The organism is Variovorax sp. P1_H12_2 (assembly GCF_056405335.1).
Window position 1 is genome coordinate 1 of the sequence record NZ_JBFUCI010000112.1, and the last position, 15,452, is coordinate 15,452.

The window sequence follows — 15,452 nt, forward strand, 5'->3', positions numbered from 1 at the left end:
AGCGCAAATGTTTTGTCTTGCCTCGCCGTCATGAAAACTCCGATTGAAAGCACCAGTATGAAGGAACCCATCCTCTTCACCCCGCCAGTGGCCAGCGTCCTGCTAACCCGCGAGGAAATCGCCGCTCTCACCGGCGCGAAGACGGCGTCAGGGCAACGCCGCTGGCTGGACAAGCGGAACTGGATCCATGAGACCGACGCCAAGGGGCGCCCTCAGATCGCTCGCGCATACTTCGATGCCAAGATGACTGGAGCACCGATTCCCGGCCAGCGCCGCAGCGGCCCGCGCCTGGACTTCATGCTGGGAGCAGCATGATTCGCCGCCGAGACAAGCCAGATGGCCTCCCCTTCCGCGTCTACGAACGCCGGGGCGTGCGCATCTATTCAATCGGCATGAAGTCGGTCTCGGGCGAGTGGGCCTTTCGCTACTCGTGCCCGATCACCGACCGCGCTCAGATCGCCGAACTCCGAAGCAAGGCCATCACGCAGGCCGGGCAGATTGCCCGCGGCAGGCCTAGCGAGGGCACCGTCGAGGCATTGATCGATGCGTGGTTCAAGTGGCAGGAGTCGAAGCAGCTCACCAGCGAGAGCCGCCGCGCGGAATCGACACTGACGGAAAACCGCCGCGAGGCAGCCAAGCTGAAGGAGGCGTTCGGCATCATGCTGGTTGCCGACCTGATCAAGGCCGACGCCTACGCCTACCTCGACGCCGCAGAGCGCGCCATCGATCCGAAGACCAAGGAGCCGCGGCCCCGCCCAGAGAAGGCCAACAAGGAGATCGCGCTCATGCGCACCATCCTCGAGTACGGCATCCGAGTCGGCGTGGTCGATGTGAACCCCTTTGACGGCGTCGAGAAGCTGGCAACCAAGAAGAGCAGCCGCTACGTGACCGACTACGAGATCGACCTGGCCGTGCGGTTGGGTCGAAAGCTCGGCAGCTCGCGGCTCATCGTCGCGCTAGCTCTGAAGACCGCGTACCTTTGCGTGYGCCGATCAGTCGAAGTGCGCGCGCTCACCCGGGACCAGATCAAGGACGAAGGCATCGTCTGGACGGGCGCCAAAAGGCAGAAGGGCCAGGACGAGCAGCACGGCTTGATCGAGTGGAGCCCCGAGCTGCGCACGACGATCGACGACGCTCTGGCCGTGAAGCGCCACAAGCTGGCCGGCGCCTGGTACGTGTTCGGCAACCTCAACGGGCAGAAATACACCAAAGGCGGCTGGAAAGCCACGCTGTCGAAACTGATGGCCGAGTGCGTGAAGCAGGCCGCAGAGGAGAAGGAAGCGTTCCGACCGTTCAGCCTGCAGGACTGCCGACCGAAAGGCGTGAGCGACAAGATGGGTCGCGGCGACAGCGACGTGATGGAGGCGACGATGCACACCTCGGAGCGCATGGTTCGGCAGATCTACGACCGTCGCCGGGTGCGAGTCGCCAAGCCCGCGCGATGAGCCAAATTCCAAAGTTTGGAATCTGACGAGCATGCGTGCTGACTATTTAGGCAGGCCAGAAAGAGGAAACCCCTTGCAAGTCGTTGACTCACAAGGGGTTTTATCTGGCGGAGTGGACGGGACTCGAACCCGCGACCCCCGGCGTGACAGGCCGGTATTCTAACCAACTGAACTACCACTCCTGGTAGACAACGTTCACTCCAAAAGGAGCCAAGTGCTGCGACTTGTGCCGGTTTCACCTTGCAGTGAAACTGGCGACCCTACGGGGATTCGAACCCCGGTAGCCACCGTGAAAGGGTGGTGTCCTAGGCCTCTAGACGATAGGGTCAAAACCTTAGGAACCGCGCTGCGATCAGCGCTTGTTACTTCAAAACCAACTTCAAAAATCTTCTACTCGACACCATGTTGGTGGAGGTAAGCGGGATCGAACCGCTGACCTCTTGCATGCCATRCAAGCGCTCTCCCAGCTGAGCTATACCCCCCTGGGTGTCGAGCCTCAAATTATAGCCTGAAAATCAGGCCTCCTTCAATCTCTTCAAAATAGTTTCGCGAGAAAAAAGCGCGAGGACCGAATCGAGAGAGGGCGTCTGCGGCGTGCCCATCACGAGCACTCGCACCGGCATGGCTAATGCCGGCATCTTGAGACCTTGCGCAACCAGTACTTCCTTGATGGCCGATGCGATTGCTGCCTTGTCCCAGGCGACGGCCGATAGTTTATCCGCAAGTTCGGCGATTGCCGGGCGCACCGCATCAGAAATATGCTGCGCGCGATCGGCATCGCTCGCCTTCACATCGGCATAGAACGCAGCAGCCCATCCCGCCAGCGCGACGGTGGTGTCGCAGCGGTCCTTGAAGAGGCCGCAGATCGCGGGCAAGCGCTCGTCGGCCACGATGCCGCGCGTCTGCAACTGCGCAGCGACCAGCGGCGCCAGCGCATCGTCGGCCATCGCCTTCAGGTGTTGCGCATTGACCCAGCGCAGCTTGGTCTCGTCGAACTGCGCCGCACTGCGGCCCAGGTGGTCGAGGTTGAACCACTCGACGAACTGCGCGCGCGAGAAGATCTCGTCGTCGCCATGGCTCCAGCCCAGCCGTGCGAGGTAGTTCACCATCGCCTCGGGCAGGAAGCCTTCGTCGCGGAACTGCGTCACGGGCTTGGCGCCGTTGCGCTTGCTCATCTTCTCGCCCTGCTCGTTGAGCACGGTGGGCAGGTGCGCATACACCGGCGGCTCCTTGCCGAGGGCGCGGAAGATGTTGATCTGGCGCGGCGTGTTGTTGACGTGGTCGTCGCCACGGATCACGTGCGTGATCGCCATGTCGATGTCGTCGACCACGACGCAGAAGTTGTAGGTCGGCGTGCCGTCGGGCCGCGCGATCACGAGGTCGTCGAGCTCGTCGTTGCCGATCTCGATGCGGCCCTTGACCTTGTCGTCCCATGCGACCACGCCGCCCTGCGGGTTGCGAAAGCGCAGCACCGGCTGCACGCCTTCGGGTACCGGCGGCAGTGTCTTGCCGGGCTCGGGCCGCCAGGTGCCGTCGTAGCGCGGCTTTTCCTTCGCGGCCATCTGCTTCTCGCGCAGCGCGTCGAGCTCGGCCATGCTCATGTAGCACGGGTAGACGAGGTTCGCGGCCTGCATCCCGGCCAGCACCGCCTTGTAGCGGTCCATGCGCTGCATCTGGTAGAACGGGCCCTCGTCATGGTCGAGGCCCAGCCATGCCATGCCTTCGAGGATCACGTCGACGGCGGCCTGGGTCGAGCGCTCGACGTCGGTGTCCTCGATGCGCAGGATGAAGTCGCCGCCCGTGGAGCGTGCGAAGGCCCATGGATAGAGGGCCGAGCGGATGTTGCCGAGGTGGATGAAGCCGGTCGGGGACGGTGCGAATCGGGTGCGGGTCTTCTGTGTCATGCAGGGGTACTCAGGCCACCGAGACCTCGCAGGAGGTCGGCCTTGATGTCGTCGATGTGGTCCAGCCCGACCGCCACGCGGATCAGGCCCTGACCGATGCCGGCCGCCTGCCGCTGCGCTTCGGACAGGCGCCCGTGCGAGGTCGTGGCCGGATGGGTGATGGTGGTCTTGGTGTCGCCGAGGTTGGCCGTGATGCTCAGCACACGGGTGCTGTCGATCACGTGGAAGGCATTGGCGCGCGCGGCCTCGGGGCCGTCGGCCCGGACGTCGAAGGACACCACCGCCCCGCCCTGCCCCGACTGCTGGCGCATGGCCAGTTCATGCTGCGGATGCGAAGCCAGCCCGGGATAGTAGACGCGCGCCACGCCCGGCTGCGCTTCGAGCCATTGCGCCAGCGCCAGCGCGCCGGCGCAGTGCGCCTGCATGCGGATGCCCAGCGTCTCGAGACCCTTGAGCACCACCCAGGCGTTGAAGGGCGACAGCGCCATGCCCGCAGTGCGCACCACCGGGGCGAACACTTCGTTGACCAGCTTGGCCGAGCCGCAGATCGCCCCGGCCAGCACGCGGCCCTGGCCTTCGAGGTACTTGGTGCCCGAATGAATGACCAGGTCGGCGCCGAACTCGACCGGGCGCTGCAGCGCCGGCGAGCAGAAGCAGTTGTCGACCGCCAGCAGCGCCCCCGCGCCGTGCGCGAGATCGGCCAGCGCGCGGATGTCGCAGACATCGGTCAGGGGGTTGGTCGGCGTTTCGGCGAACAGCAGCTTGGTGCTCGGGCGGATCGCGGCCTTCCATTCGGCGACGTCCGTCTGCGAGACGAAGGTGGTCTCGACGCCGAACTTGCCGAACTCGCGGCCGATCAGGTTCAAGGTCGAACCGAACACCGAGCGCGAGCAGACCACGTGGTCGCCTGCCTTGAGCAACCCCATGCACATCATGAGGATCGCGCCCATGCCGCTCGATGCGCCGATCGCGGCTTCGGTGCCTTCGAGCGCAGCCAGGCGGTGCTCGAAGCTGGCCACGGTCGGGTTCGAGGTGCGGGTGTAGGTGAAGCCTTCCTCGGTGCCGGCAAAACGACGCGCCGAAGTCTCGGCATCGGGCTGCACGAAGCTGCTGGTGAGGAACAGCGCCTCGGAGTTCTCGCCGTACTGGCTGCGCTCGAGCGCGGTGCGCACCGCGAGCGTGTCGCGGTGCAGGCCGGGGGGCAGGGATCGGTCGGTCACGGTCGCTTTCAGCTGAGGTTGGGCAGCGCGAGGCGGGAGGAGTCTTCCTCCGTTTCCTCGATGCGCGGACGGCTGCCGTTCATGCGCGTGATGGCCTCGGTGTCGATGTCGCCGGTGACATACACGCCGTCGAAGCACGAGGCGTCGAAGCCGTCGAGCTTGGGGTTCAGCGAGCCGATGGCGCGCTTCATCGCGTCGACGTCCTGGTAGATCAGCGCATCGCAACCGATGACTTCGCGGATCTGCTCGACCGTGCGGTCGTGCGCCACCAGTTCGTCCTTGGTCGGCATGTCGATGCCATAGACGTTCGGGTAGCGCACCGGCGGTGCGGCGCTCGCGAGGTACACCTTGCGGGCGCCGGCGTCGCGCGCCATCTGGACGATCTCGCGGCTGGTGGTGCCGCGCACGATCGAGTCGTCGACCAGGAGCACGTTGCGGCCCTTGAATTCGCTGGCGATCACGTTGAGCTTCTGGCGCACCGACTTCTTGCGCACGCCCTGACCCGGCATGATGAAGGTGCGGCCGACGTAGCGGTTCTTCACGAAGCCTTCGCGGTAGGGGATGCCCAGCAGGTGCGCCAGTTGCGTCGCGCTCGGCCGGCTCGATTCGGGAATCGGAATGATGACGTCGATCTCGTTCGGCGGCACGGTCGAGACCACCCGCTTGGCCAGCGTCTCGCCGAGGTTCAGCCGCGCCTGGTAGACCGAGATGCCGTCGAGCACCGAGTCGGGCCGCGCCAGGTAGACGAACTCGAAGATGCACGGATTGAGCGACGGAGCGTCGGCGCACTGCTCGGCATGCACCTGGCCCTGCAGGTCGATGAAGACCGCCTCGCCGGGCGCGATGTTGCGTTCGAACACATGGCCCGAGCCTTCGAGCGCGACCGATTCGCTGGCCACCATCACGGTACCGTCGGCGTTGCGGCCCATCGCGAGCGGACGGATGCCGTACGGGTCGCGGAAGGCCAGCAAGCCGTGGCCGGCGATCAGCGCCACCACCGCATACGAGCCGCGCAGGCGCCGCTGCATGCTGCGCACCGCCTCGAACACGGTGGCCGAATTGAGCATGCCGCCGCGGGTGGCGCGGTCGAGCTCATGCGCCAGCACGTTGAGCAGYACTTCGGAGTCGCTCTCGGTGTTGGTGTGGCGGTGGTCGGTGGAGAACAGCTCGGCCCTGAGCGCATGCGCGTTCGTGAGGTTGCCGTTGTGCACCAGCACGATGCCGAAGGGCGCGTTGACGTAGAAAGGCTGCGCCTCTTCCTCGCTGTAGGCGTTGCCGGCGGTCGGGTAGCGCACCTGGCCGAGGCCGACGTTGCCGGGCAGGCCGCGCATGTTGCGGGTGCGGAAGACATCGCGCACCATGCCCTTGGCCTTGTGCATGAAGAACTTGCGCTCCAGCAGCGTGACGATGCCGGCGGCATCCTGGCCGCGGTGCTGCAGCAGCAGCAAAGCGTCGTAGAGCAGTTGATTGACGGGAGCGTTACTGACAACGCCGACGATTCCACACATGAAGCGATCCTCTCAGGGCAGGTAGCTTGCCAACTTTTCAGGCAGCGCGGGTTTCAGGCCCTGCAATGCCGCATCGAGAACAATGGCGCTGTGCGATTCGTGCCACCAGGCACTGTCGCTCAACGCCAGCAAATGAACAACCACCGCGACCGCGAGCAGCGCCAGCGCGCCGCGGGCCACGCCGAACATGCCGCCGAGGATCCGGTCCACCGGCCGCAGCCCGATCGCCGCGACCAGCTTGCGCGTGAGCGCCGCCAGCAAGCCGACGCCGAAGGCCACGCCCACGAACACCAGCACGAAACCGGCCGCATAGCGCCAGCTCGCTTCGGGGTCTCCGATGGGCAGCCAGCGGCCGACGTCCTCCGCCAGCCACTGCGCGGCCACGAAGGCCACCACCCAGCCCGCCAGCGAGATCACCTCGAACACCAGTCCGCGCACCAGGCCCAGCAGCATCGACACCACGAGCAGCGCGACGGCAATCCAGTCGAGCGTGGCCACGTCGGTCAGCGAGCCTACAAGCTGAGGACGGCGGCCGACAAAGACAAGCCCTTGACCTTGCCCGCGGCCCGGTCGGCCTCGGCCCGCGAGCCGAAGGGGCCGACACGCACACGCGTGCGCTCGCCATCGGCCGTCTTCGCCACGGAGGTGTAGGTCTTGAGCCCGGCTTTTTCAAGTTTCTGGCGCACTTCCCGGGCCTTGTCCGCGTCCGCGAAGGCACCGACCTGGACCACGAAGCGGCCGTTGTCGTCGTCGGGCTTGGCGGCAGCGGCGGCCACGGCGGTGGGCTTGCCTTCCAGCAGCGCGCGGGCGCGGGCCGCGTCGTCGGCCGACTCCGGCTTCGGCGCGGCGGGCTTGGGTTCGGGCTTGGGTTCGGGCTTGGGCTTGGGCTCGGTCTTGGCTTCGGCCTTCGGCTTGGCTTCGGGCTTGGCTTCGGGCTTGGCGTCGGCCTTGGGCGCCGGCTTGTCGGGCACAGGGTCGGAGCGGGTCTCGGCGACCGGCGCAGCCGATGCCAGCTTGCCCGGCGGGATCTCGGTGCCGTCGGCGGTCTCGGTGATCATGCCGCCGCCCGAAGATGCGGGCGCCGCGGCGACCGGCTTGTCGGTGCTGGCGGCGGCCGGCGCCGGGGGCGTCGGCAGGGCCAGCGGCTTGGCCTTGGTGCGGTCAGGGATCTCGATCGGGATGTCGACCGAGATCGGGCGCGGCTGGGTGTCGAACAGGAGCGGGAATCCGATCACGCCGACCAGCACCAGGACGGCGGCGCCAAGCAGCCGGTGCCGCGCGCGGCGCCGCATCGCTTCGATGCTCTCCGCCGGCGCGGCGGCGACGGCGCTTCGCCCTTCGTTGCCCTGAGGACCGCGTGTGCGGAACTTGAAGAACGCCATGAAATTCGTTTTCCTGATGGGTGCAGCGTGCGGTTGAAACGGGAAGAAGGCGCCGGAAATCAGGCTGTTTCAGGAGCCGGGAGACAGGTGCCTGGCTCCCAGACGGGGTGTTCCGTGCTCGAGCACACCACCCACGGTGAAGAACGATCCGAAGACGACGATTCTATCAGCGGGGTCCGCGCGATCGATGGCCGCCTGGAGCGCCTCCATGGGCGCGCCGTGGACGCTGGCCGAGACGTCGCTGCGCTTGTTCTGCGCCTGCCAGCGCAGGATCAGGTCGTCGGCCCTGGCGGCGCGCGCGGTCGGCAGGTCGGTGAAGTACCAGCGGTCGATCATCGGCCCGATGCGCGCGAACATCGGCCCCACGTCCTTGTCCGCCATCACGCCAAAGACGGCGTGCGTGGTCGGATAGAAGCCCATCGCGTCGAGGTTTTCGGCCAGCGCGGCCACCGCATGCGGGTTGTGAGCGACGTCGAGCACCAGCGCCGGCTCGCCCGGAACGATCTGGAAACGCCCGGGCAGCTCGACCATCGCGAGTCCGTTGCGCACCGCCTGGGCGGTGGTCGGCAGCCGCTGGCGCAGCGATTCGAGCGCCGCCAGCACCCCGGCTGCGTTGACCAGCTGGTTGGCGCCGCGCAGGGCCGGGTAGGCCAGCCCGCTGTAGCGCCGGCCGCGTCCGCTCCAGCCCCATTGCTGCTGATCGCCCATCACGTTGAAGTCGCGGCCGACGCGCCAGAGGTCGGCGCCGATCGCTTCGGCATGGTCGACCACGCTCTGCGGCGGCACCGGGTCGCTGACGATCGCGGGCCGGCCGGCGCGCATCACGCCGGCCTTCTCGAAACCGATGCTCTCGCGGTCGGGCCCGAGGAAGTCCATGTGGTCGAGGTCGATGCTGGTGATGACGGCGCAGTCGGCATCGACGATGTTGACCGCATCCAGCCGCCCGCCCAGGCCGACCTCTAGGATCGCGGCGTCGGGCCTGGCTGCAGCCATGCACAGCAGGATCGCCAGCGTGGTGAATTCGAAGTAGGTCAGCGCGATGTCGCCGCGGCCCTGCTCCACCTGCTCGAAGAACGGCGCCAGCACGGCGCCGTCGACCGCCTCGCCGGACAGCCGCAGCCGCTCTTCGAAGCGCACCAGGTGGGGCGACGTGAACACCGCGGTGCGGTAGCCCGCGTGCGTGAGGATCGACTCGAGCATCGCGCAGGTCGAGCCCTTGCCGTTGGTGCCGGCCACCGTGATGACCGGGCAGTCGAAGGCCAGGCCCAGGCGCACGGCGACCGCGCGGACCCGGTCGAGCCCGAGTTCGATGTTCTTGGGATGCAGGTGCTCGGCGTGTGCCAGCCAGTCTTCTAGGGTTTTCATGGAGCCCGGAATTGTCGCCGACCGGGGCCGCGGGCATCATCGCCGGATGACAACCCTCTACGGCATCCCCAACTGCGACACTGTCAAACGCGCCCGCGCCTGGCTGGCCGACCACAACGTCGCCTACCGCTTCCACGATTTCAAGAAGGACGGCGTGCCCGAGACCGAACTCGACCGCTGGCTCGCCGCACCGGGCTGGGAAGCCCTGGTCAACCGCCGCGGCACCACCTGGCGGCGCCTCGACGACGCCACCCGGGAGTCGGTGGTCGATGCGGCTTCGGCCCGCGCCGTCCTGCTCGCCAACCCGAGCCTGATCAAGCGCCCGGTGGTCAACTGGGGGGCCGGCCGGGACGTTACGACCGGGTTCGACGCCAACGAGTGGAATGGCCACGCTTTGTAAATCATTGAACCCCGGGCGCCGATGGGCCTCCAACGAACTTGCGCGAAGCGCCCCCCGCCCCGGGATTTCAGGAGATTTGACATGACCACAAGAACCATTCGCACCGTATCCGCCCTGACCCTGCTGGCCGCCCTGGCCGGATTCGCCACACTGGCCCAGGCCGAACAGGTGCAGGCGCGGGTGATCTCGACCTCGCCGGTCACCGAATCGAACGGCAGCATCCGCTACAACGTGACCTACGAGTACGCGGGCCGCCAATACAACACGCGCGTCAACACCCCGCCCGGCGCCAGCATCTGGGTCGACGCCGGCGCCTACGGCATCGCGACCCCTTCGCCGGTGGCACCGCAGTCTCAACTGGCGGCGAATCCCGCCTATGCCCCGCAGGAGCAACTGCAGCAGCAGCAGCAGCAGCAGCAGCCGGATTGGAGCAACGTGGTGCCCGAACCGGGCATCGTGGTGTCGGGCCGCGGCGCCCCCCCGCCGACGGTCTACGCCCCGCCGGCGCAGGTCTATGCCCCGGCCCCGGTGTATGTGCAGCCCGCGTACTCGTACTACCCGGCGCCGGCCTACTACCCCGCGCCCGCCTACGCCTACCCGCCGATCGGCATCTCGCTGGGCTTCGGCTATTCGCGCGGCTGGGGCGGCGGCCGCTGGCGCTGATCGCGGTGTCGATCCGGCGGCCGGCCGGCGAGCCTAAAATCACGGGCTTTGCAACTTGAGGCACGGGCGCGCCTGCCAAGGCGCGCCGCAACCTGCCGAGCGCCACCCGCGCCAGCCCCTCCTACCCATGAGCACTACCGAATCCCTCCAGAGCGCCACGGTCTCGACCAAGGCCAATGTGTATTTCGACGGCAAATGCGTGAGCCACAACCTGACGCTGGCCGACGGCAGCAAGAAGTCGGTGGGTGTGATCCTGCCGTCGACCCTGACTTTCAACACCGGCGCGCCGGAGATCATGGAAGGCGCGGGCGGCCGCTGCGAGTACCTGCTCGCGGGCAGCAGCGAATGGGTGGCCTCGGGCGCGGGTGAGAAATTCAGCGTGCCCGGCAACTCCAGCTTCCAGATCCGCGTCAGCGGCGAGCCCTACAGCTACATCTGCCACTTCGGCTGAACCGGAAATCCGAGCATGTCCTCCACCATCCTCCAGAACGTTCCCGCCGGCCAGAAGGTCGGCATCGCCTTCTCGGGCGGCCTCGACACCAGCGCGGCCCTGCACTGGATGCGCAACAAGGGCGCCGTCCCCTATGCCTACACCGCCAACCTGGGCCAGCCCGACGAGCCCGACTACGACGAGATCCCGCGCAAGGCGATGCTCTACGGCGCCGAGAAAGCGCGCCTGATCGACTGCCGCACGCAATTGGCCGCCGAAGGCCTGGCCGCGCTGCAGGCCGGCGCCTTCCACGTGACCACGGCCGGCCTGACCTACTTCAACACCACGCCGCTCGGCCGTGCGGTCACCGGCACCATGCTGGTTTCGGCGATGAAGGAGGACGATGTCCACATCTGGGGCGACGGCAGCACCTACAAGGGCAACGACATCGAGCGCTTCTACCGCTACGGCCTGCTGACCAACCCGGCGCTGAAGATCTACAAGCCCTGGCTGGACCAGACCTTCATCGACGAACTCGGCGGCCGCACCGAGATGTCGGAATTCATGCAGAAGGCCGGCTTCGCCTACAAGATGTCGACCGAGAAGGCCTATTCGACCGACTCGAACATGCTCGGCGCCACGCACGAGGCCAAGGACCTCGAGCACCTGAACAGCGGCATGAAGATCGTGCAGCCGATCATGGGCGTCGCCTTCTGGAAGGACGAAGTCGAAGTCAAGCGGGAAGAAGTCACCGTGCGCTTCGAGGACGGTCGCCCGGTCGCCCTCAACGGCGTCGAGTACCCGAGCCTGGTCGAGCTGCTGCTCGAAGCCAACCGCATCGGCGGCCGCCACGGCCTGGGCATGAGCGACCAGATCGAGAACCGCATCATCGAGGCCAAGAGCCGCGGCATCTACGAGGCGCCCGGCCTGGCGCTGCTGTTCATCGCCTACGAACGCCTGATCACCGGCATCCACAACGAGGACACGATCGAGCAGTACCGCGAAAGCGGCCGCCGCCTGGGCCGCCTGCTCTATCAAGGCCGCTGGTTCGACCCGCAGGCCATCATGCTGCGCGAGACCGCGCAACGCTGGGTGGCGCGCGCGATCACCGGCGAAGTCACGGTCGAGCTGCGCCGCGGCAACGACTACTCGATCCTGAACACCGCCTCGGCCAACCTGACCTACAAGCCCGAGCGGCTGAGCATGGAAAAGGTCGAAGGCGCGTTCACGCCGCTCGACCGCATCGGCCAGCTGACCATGCGCAACCTCGACATCATCGACACGCGCGACAAGCTGGCGATCTACACGCAGACGGGTTTGCTGTCGACCAGCCAGGGCGCGTCGCTGCCCCAACTGAAGAACGACGAGAAGTAGCTCGCCCCCAGGTTGGGCTCACTGCGTGTAGCCCGCCCACCCCCTGCCGGGGGCAACACCAGCGGCCCGGCAAAGCCGGTTCCGCGGTGTTTCGCGAGGGGGCCGGCGCTGCGCGCGGCCGGCGATCAGACCACGACCGGCTCTGGTTCCAGCCGGATCCCGAAGCGCTCGTAGACGCTGGTCTGGATCGCCTTGGCCAGCGTCATCACCTCACCGCCCGTGACCGGGTTGGCCTTGCCGCCCCGGTTCACGAGCACCAGCGCCTGGCGCTCGTAGACGCCGGCGTTGCCCACCGACTTGCCTTTCCAGCCGCAGGCATCGATGAGCCAGCCGGCCGCCAGCTTGATGCTGCCGTCGGCCATCGGGTAGTGAACGATCTTGGGGTCGCGGGCAATGATGTCGGCGCACTGCTCCGGCGTCACGGTCGGGTTCTTGAAGAAGCTGCCGGCGTTGCCCAGCACGCGCCAGTCGGGCAGCTTGGCGCGGCGGATGGCGCAGATCCAGTCGAAGATGTCCATCGCGCTCGGCGTGAAATTGCCGGTTTCGTCCATCTTGCGTTCGAGGTCGAGGTAGCCGAGCACCGGTTTCCACGGCTTGGGCAGCCGAAAGCGCACCCGCGTGATCAACGCCCTGCCCGCGAGCCCGAAATCGTTGTCGCCGCTGGCCACGTGCTTGAACACCGAATCGCGGTAGCCGAAGGCGCACTGGGCGGCATCGAGCGTGAAGGCGCGGCCGGTCTGCAGGTCGATGGCATCGAGCGACTCGAAGCGGTCCTGCAGCTCGACCCCGTAGGCGCCGATGTTCTGCACCGGCGAACCGCCCACGGTGCCGGGGATGAGCGCCAGGTTCTCGAGGCCCGGAAAACCCTGGTCGAGCGTCCAGCGCACGGTGTCGTGCCAGACCTCGCCGGCGCCGGCCTCGACGATCCAGGCCTTGGAGCTTTCCTCGACCAGCCGCAAGCCCTTGATTTCCACCTTGAGCACCAGCGGCTTGACGTCACCGGTCAGCACGATGTTGCTGCCGCCGCCGAGGACGAACTTGGGCGCATCGCGCCATTGCGCGTCGGCCAGCAGCGCCGCGACGTCGGCTTCGCCGGTGATGCGCACCAGGTGCTGGGCGCGCGCGACGATGCCAAAGCTGTTGTGCTGCTGCAGCGGTACGTTGTGCTCCACGATCATGGGAGAATTGTCTCATTCGCACGCCGCGCGACACTGCGCGCGGCGCATTCCTTTTTTTGTTGCTGCCGGAGCCTTCATGCCGTCTTTCGACACCGTTTGTGAACCCAACTTGCCCGAGGTCAAGAATGCGGTCGAGAACACCGCCAAGGAAATCGGCACGCGCTTCGACTTCAAGGGCACCGCCGCCGCGGTCGATCTCAAGGACAAGGAAATCACCATGATCGGCGACGCCGAGTTCCAGCTCGTGCAGGTGGAGGAAATCCTGCGCAGCAAGCTCACCAAGCGCAGCGTCGACGTGCGCTTCCTCGACAAGGGCGACGTCCAGAAGATCGGCGGCGACAAGGTCAAGCAGGTCATCAAGGTCAAGAACGGCATCGAGTCCGAGACCGCGAAGAAGATCCAGCGCCTGATCAAGGACAGCAAGCTCAAGGTGCAGGCCGCGATCCAGGGCGACGCGGTGCGCATCACCGGCGCCAAGCGCGACGACCTGCAGGCGGCCATGGCACTCATCAAGAAGGACGTGCCCGACATGCCGCTCTCCTTCAACAATTTCCGCGACTGATGGCTCGCCCCCAGGTTGGCTCACTTCGTGTAGCCGCCCACCCCCTCGCCGGGGGCGATACCAGCGGCCCGGCAAAGCCGGTTCCGCGGTATCCCTCGCACTGCATCCGCGTCGTGGCGGCCGGTTTGTTTGCGGTAGCCTGCACCTTCGCGCACGCCCAGTCGGTGACGCTGACCGGCACCATCGGCAGCCGCGCGATCCTGATCGTGAACGGCGGGGCGCCCAAGACACTGGCCGTCGGCGAGGCCTTCCAGGGCGTGAAACTGGTGTCGCTGCAGGGCGAACAGGCCACGGTCGAGGCCGGCGGCAAGCGCGTCGCGCTGCGCATGGACACGCCGGTGAGCATCGGCGGCAACGGCGGCTCCGGGGGCGGCGGCACCCGCATCGTGCTGCCGGTGAGCAGCGGCGGACATTTCATGGCGCAGGGCGCGATCAATGGCCGCGCGGTCAGCTTCATGCTCGACACCGGCGCCACCACCGTCGCGATGTCGGCCGCCGACGCGCAGCGCATCGGACTCGATTTCAGCAAGGGCCAGCCGGTGCGCATGAACACCGCCAACGGCATCGCGCCGGGTTATCGCCTGCGGCTCGCCTCGGTGCGGGTCGGCGACGTCGAGGTCTACGACGTGGAGGCCATCGTCTCGGAGCAGCCGATGCCCTACATCCTGCTGGGCAACAGCTTCATCAGCCGCTTCTCGATGCGGCGCGACGCCGACCAGATGGTCCTGGAAAAACGGTTCTAGCTCGCCCCCAGGTTGGGCTCACTTCGTGTAGCCCGCCCACCCCCTACCGGGGGCAACACCAGCGGACCGGCGAAGCCGGTTTCGCGGTGTTTCACCAACGGGCCTGGCTGCGCCGGCCGATAGATGAGAGGCGCCGCGCGCAGCGCCCGCCTGTTCGTGGGCAGTCGCGGAACCGGCTTCGCCGGGCCGCTGACTGCGCCCCCGGCAGGAGGTGGGCGCCCGGACACGAAGTGTCGGGCAACCTGGAGGCGAGCTCAGCCAGCGGCCGTGACTACGATCTCGATCTTGTAGCCCTGCTTGGCCATCGCGGCCTGCACGGTCGCGCGCGGCGGCGTGTTGCCGGCCGGGATCCAGGCGTCCCACACCTCGTTCATCGCGGCGATGTCCGTGATGTCGGAGAGGAAGATCTGCGTCATCAGGATGCGCGACTTGTCGCTGCCGGCCTCGGCCAGCAGACGGTCGACCATCGCCAGCACTTGCGCGGTCTGGCCGCGGATGTCCTGCGACAGGTCGTCGGGCACCTGGCCCGCGAGGTAGATCGTGCCGTTGTGGACCGCGGTCTCGCTGAGGCGGGGACCGACATGAAAGCGCTGGATGGTGGCCATGGGTTGTTTCCTATTTTTTGGATCCGAGCCTGGACTCGGTGCCGGCGGCAAGCCGGCGGATGTTCTCGCGATGACGCCAGACCAGCAACAGGCTGATCGACACCAGCGCCAGCAGCACCACGAGATCGAGTGGCCAGGCGATCTGGCCGCCGATCAGATAGTAGGCCGGCGCGAAGAACGCCGCCACGATGGAGGCCAGCGACGAATAGCGAAAGAAGACCGCGATGATCAGCCAGGTGGCGCCGGTCGCCAGGCCCAGCAGCGGGCTGATGCCGAACAGCGCGCCGGCCGCGGTCGCCACGCCCTTGCCGCCCTGGAAACCGAAGAACACCGGGTAGAGGTGCCCGAGGAAAGCAGCCAGCCCGGCCACCGCCGCGGTGCCGGGGCCCATGTCCCAGGCGGCCCCGAATTGCTGGATCAGGAACACCGGCAGCCAGCCCTTGAGCGCGTCGAGCAGCAGCGTCGTGAGCGCGGCGCCCTTGTTGCCCGAGCGCAGCACGTTGGTGGCGCCCGGGTTCTTGCTGCCGTAGCTGCGCGGGTCGGCCATGCCGAGCGTCTTGCTGACGATCACGGCGAAGGACAGCGATCCCAGCAGGTAGGACAGGACGATCGCGATCAACGAGGGGAAATAGGAACTCACGGTGTCTCCGGACGCCTCCGGTCGAGGCAACCG

At 67.1% G+C, this 15,452-nt stretch carries 17 protein-coding genes and 3 tRNA genes; 8 read left to right on the forward strand and 12 right to left on the reverse strand.

Translation table 11 applies throughout. The annotated features are described in order from the left end of the window. Both AC1D2K_RS13715 and AC1D2K_RS13720 read left to right on the forward strand, forming a co-directional pair. The coding region (locus AC1D2K_RS13715) for a DUF4224 domain-containing protein (protein ID WP_478089380.1) at window positions 1-315 on the forward strand (315 nt) is incomplete at its 5' end. Beyond that, entirely contained in the window at window positions 312-1,445 is a 1,134-nt protein-coding gene (locus AC1D2K_RS13720) for a hypothetical protein (protein WP_478089381.1), read from the forward strand. The genes AC1D2K_RS13715 and AC1D2K_RS13720, both read left to right, overlap by 4 nt. A gap of 105 nt (window positions 1,446-1,550) precedes the next feature. Here AC1D2K_RS13720 and AC1D2K_RS13725 read toward each other — a convergent pair. The 9 genes from AC1D2K_RS13725 to folC form a co-directional block, all read right to left on the reverse strand. Beyond that, a tRNA-Asp gene (locus AC1D2K_RS13725) sits at window positions 1,551-1,627 on the reverse strand. Window positions 1,628-1,697: 70 nt separating this feature from the next. Further along, window positions 1,698-1,773, reverse strand: a tRNA-Glu gene (locus AC1D2K_RS13730). A 78-nt stretch (window positions 1,774-1,851) separates the two neighbouring features. Then, a tRNA-Ala gene (locus AC1D2K_RS13735) sits at window positions 1,852-1,927 on the reverse strand. Between the two features lie 33 nt (window positions 1,928-1,960). After that, entirely contained in the window at window positions 1,961-3,349 is a 1,389-nt protein-coding gene (gene gltX / locus AC1D2K_RS13740; protein WP_478089382.1) for a glutamate--tRNA ligase, read from the reverse strand. Then, window positions 3,346-4,569, reverse strand: a complete 1,224-nt coding sequence (locus tag AC1D2K_RS13745; protein WP_478089383.1) for an O-succinylhomoserine sulfhydrylase — start codon at window positions 4,567-4,569, stop codon at window positions 3,346-3,348. The genes gltX and AC1D2K_RS13745 overlap by 4 nt, the downstream gene beginning before the upstream one ends. 8 nt (window positions 4,570-4,577) lie before the next feature. Beyond that, the gene (gene purF, locus AC1D2K_RS13750) at window positions 4,578-6,077 is read right to left on the reverse strand and encodes an amidophosphoribosyltransferase (RefSeq protein WP_478089384.1); all 1,500 of its coding nucleotides are present in this window, start codon (window positions 6,075-6,077) and stop codon (window positions 4,578-4,580) included. A gap of 12 nt (window positions 6,078-6,089) precedes the next feature. Further along, a complete protein-coding gene (locus AC1D2K_RS13755; protein WP_478089385.1) occupies window positions 6,090-6,575 on the reverse strand; it encodes a CvpA family protein in 486 nt (161 codons plus the stop codon). Between the two features lie 14 nt (window positions 6,576-6,589). Continuing rightward, complete coding sequence (locus tag AC1D2K_RS13760; protein ID WP_478089386.1) at window positions 6,590-7,459, reverse strand: SPOR domain-containing protein; 870 nt, start codon at window positions 7,457-7,459, stop codon at window positions 6,590-6,592. 69 nt (window positions 7,460-7,528) lie between these two features. Beyond that, window positions 7,529-8,836, reverse strand: a complete 1,308-nt coding sequence (gene folC, locus AC1D2K_RS13765) for a bifunctional tetrahydrofolate synthase/dihydrofolate synthase (protein ID WP_478089395.1) — start codon at window positions 8,834-8,836, stop codon at window positions 7,529-7,531. A 34-nt stretch (window positions 8,837-8,870) separates the two neighbouring features. Between folC and AC1D2K_RS13770 the strand changes: the two genes are divergently transcribed. The 4 genes from AC1D2K_RS13770 to argG all read left to right on the forward strand — a co-directional run bounded on the left by AC1D2K_RS13770 (window position 8,871) and on the right by argG (window position 11,691). Next, the gene (locus AC1D2K_RS13770) at window positions 8,871-9,224 is read left to right on the forward strand and encodes an ArsC family reductase (protein WP_478089387.1); all 354 of its coding nucleotides are present in this window, start codon (window positions 8,871-8,873) and stop codon (window positions 9,222-9,224) included. An 81-nt stretch (window positions 9,225-9,305) separates the two neighbouring features. After that, window positions 9,306-9,887, forward strand: coding sequence for a hypothetical protein (locus AC1D2K_RS13775; RefSeq protein WP_478089388.1), 582 nt, complete (start codon window positions 9,306-9,308; stop codon window positions 9,885-9,887). A 127-nt stretch (window positions 9,888-10,014) separates the two neighbouring features. Further along, a complete protein-coding gene (gene ppnP / locus AC1D2K_RS13780) occupies window positions 10,015-10,338 on the forward strand; it encodes a pyrimidine/purine nucleoside phosphorylase (RefSeq protein ID WP_478089389.1) in 324 nt (107 codons plus the stop codon). Between the two features lie 15 nt (window positions 10,339-10,353). Next, on the forward strand, window positions 10,354-11,691 hold the full coding sequence (gene argG, locus AC1D2K_RS13785; RefSeq protein ID WP_478089390.1) for an argininosuccinate synthase: 1,338 nt from the start codon (window positions 10,354-10,356) through the stop codon (window positions 11,689-11,691). Window positions 11,692-11,816: 125 nt separating this feature from the next. Here the strand turns inward: argG and murB are convergent, their stop codons facing one another. Further along, complete coding sequence (murB, locus tag AC1D2K_RS13790) at window positions 11,817-12,869, reverse strand: UDP-N-acetylmuramate dehydrogenase (protein ID WP_478089391.1); 1,053 nt, start codon at window positions 12,867-12,869, stop codon at window positions 11,817-11,819. A gap of 76 nt (window positions 12,870-12,945) precedes the next feature. Here murB and AC1D2K_RS13795 point away from each other — a divergent pair, with 76 nt between their 5' ends. Further along, window positions 12,946-13,431, forward strand: a complete 486-nt coding sequence (locus AC1D2K_RS13795; protein WP_478089392.1) for a YajQ family cyclic di-GMP-binding protein — start codon at window positions 12,946-12,948, stop codon at window positions 13,429-13,431. Window positions 13,432-13,556: 125 nt separating this feature from the next. After that, window positions 13,557-14,174, forward strand: coding sequence for a retropepsin-like aspartic protease family protein (locus AC1D2K_RS13800; RefSeq protein WP_478089393.1), 618 nt, complete (start codon window positions 13,557-13,559; stop codon window positions 14,172-14,174). A gap of 254 nt (window positions 14,175-14,428) precedes the next feature. On the opposite strand, the gene AC1D2K_RS13805 is transcribed toward AC1D2K_RS13800, so the two are convergent. After that, window positions 14,429-14,779, reverse strand: coding sequence for a RidA family protein (locus tag AC1D2K_RS13805; RefSeq protein WP_478089394.1), 351 nt, complete (start codon window positions 14,777-14,779; stop codon window positions 14,429-14,431). A gap of 10 nt (window positions 14,780-14,789) precedes the next feature. Next, complete coding sequence (gene plsY, locus AC1D2K_RS13810; protein ID WP_478089396.1) at window positions 14,790-15,419, reverse strand: glycerol-3-phosphate 1-O-acyltransferase PlsY; 630 nt, start codon at window positions 15,417-15,419, stop codon at window positions 14,790-14,792. Between the last annotated feature and the right edge of the window lie 33 nt (window positions 15,420-15,452).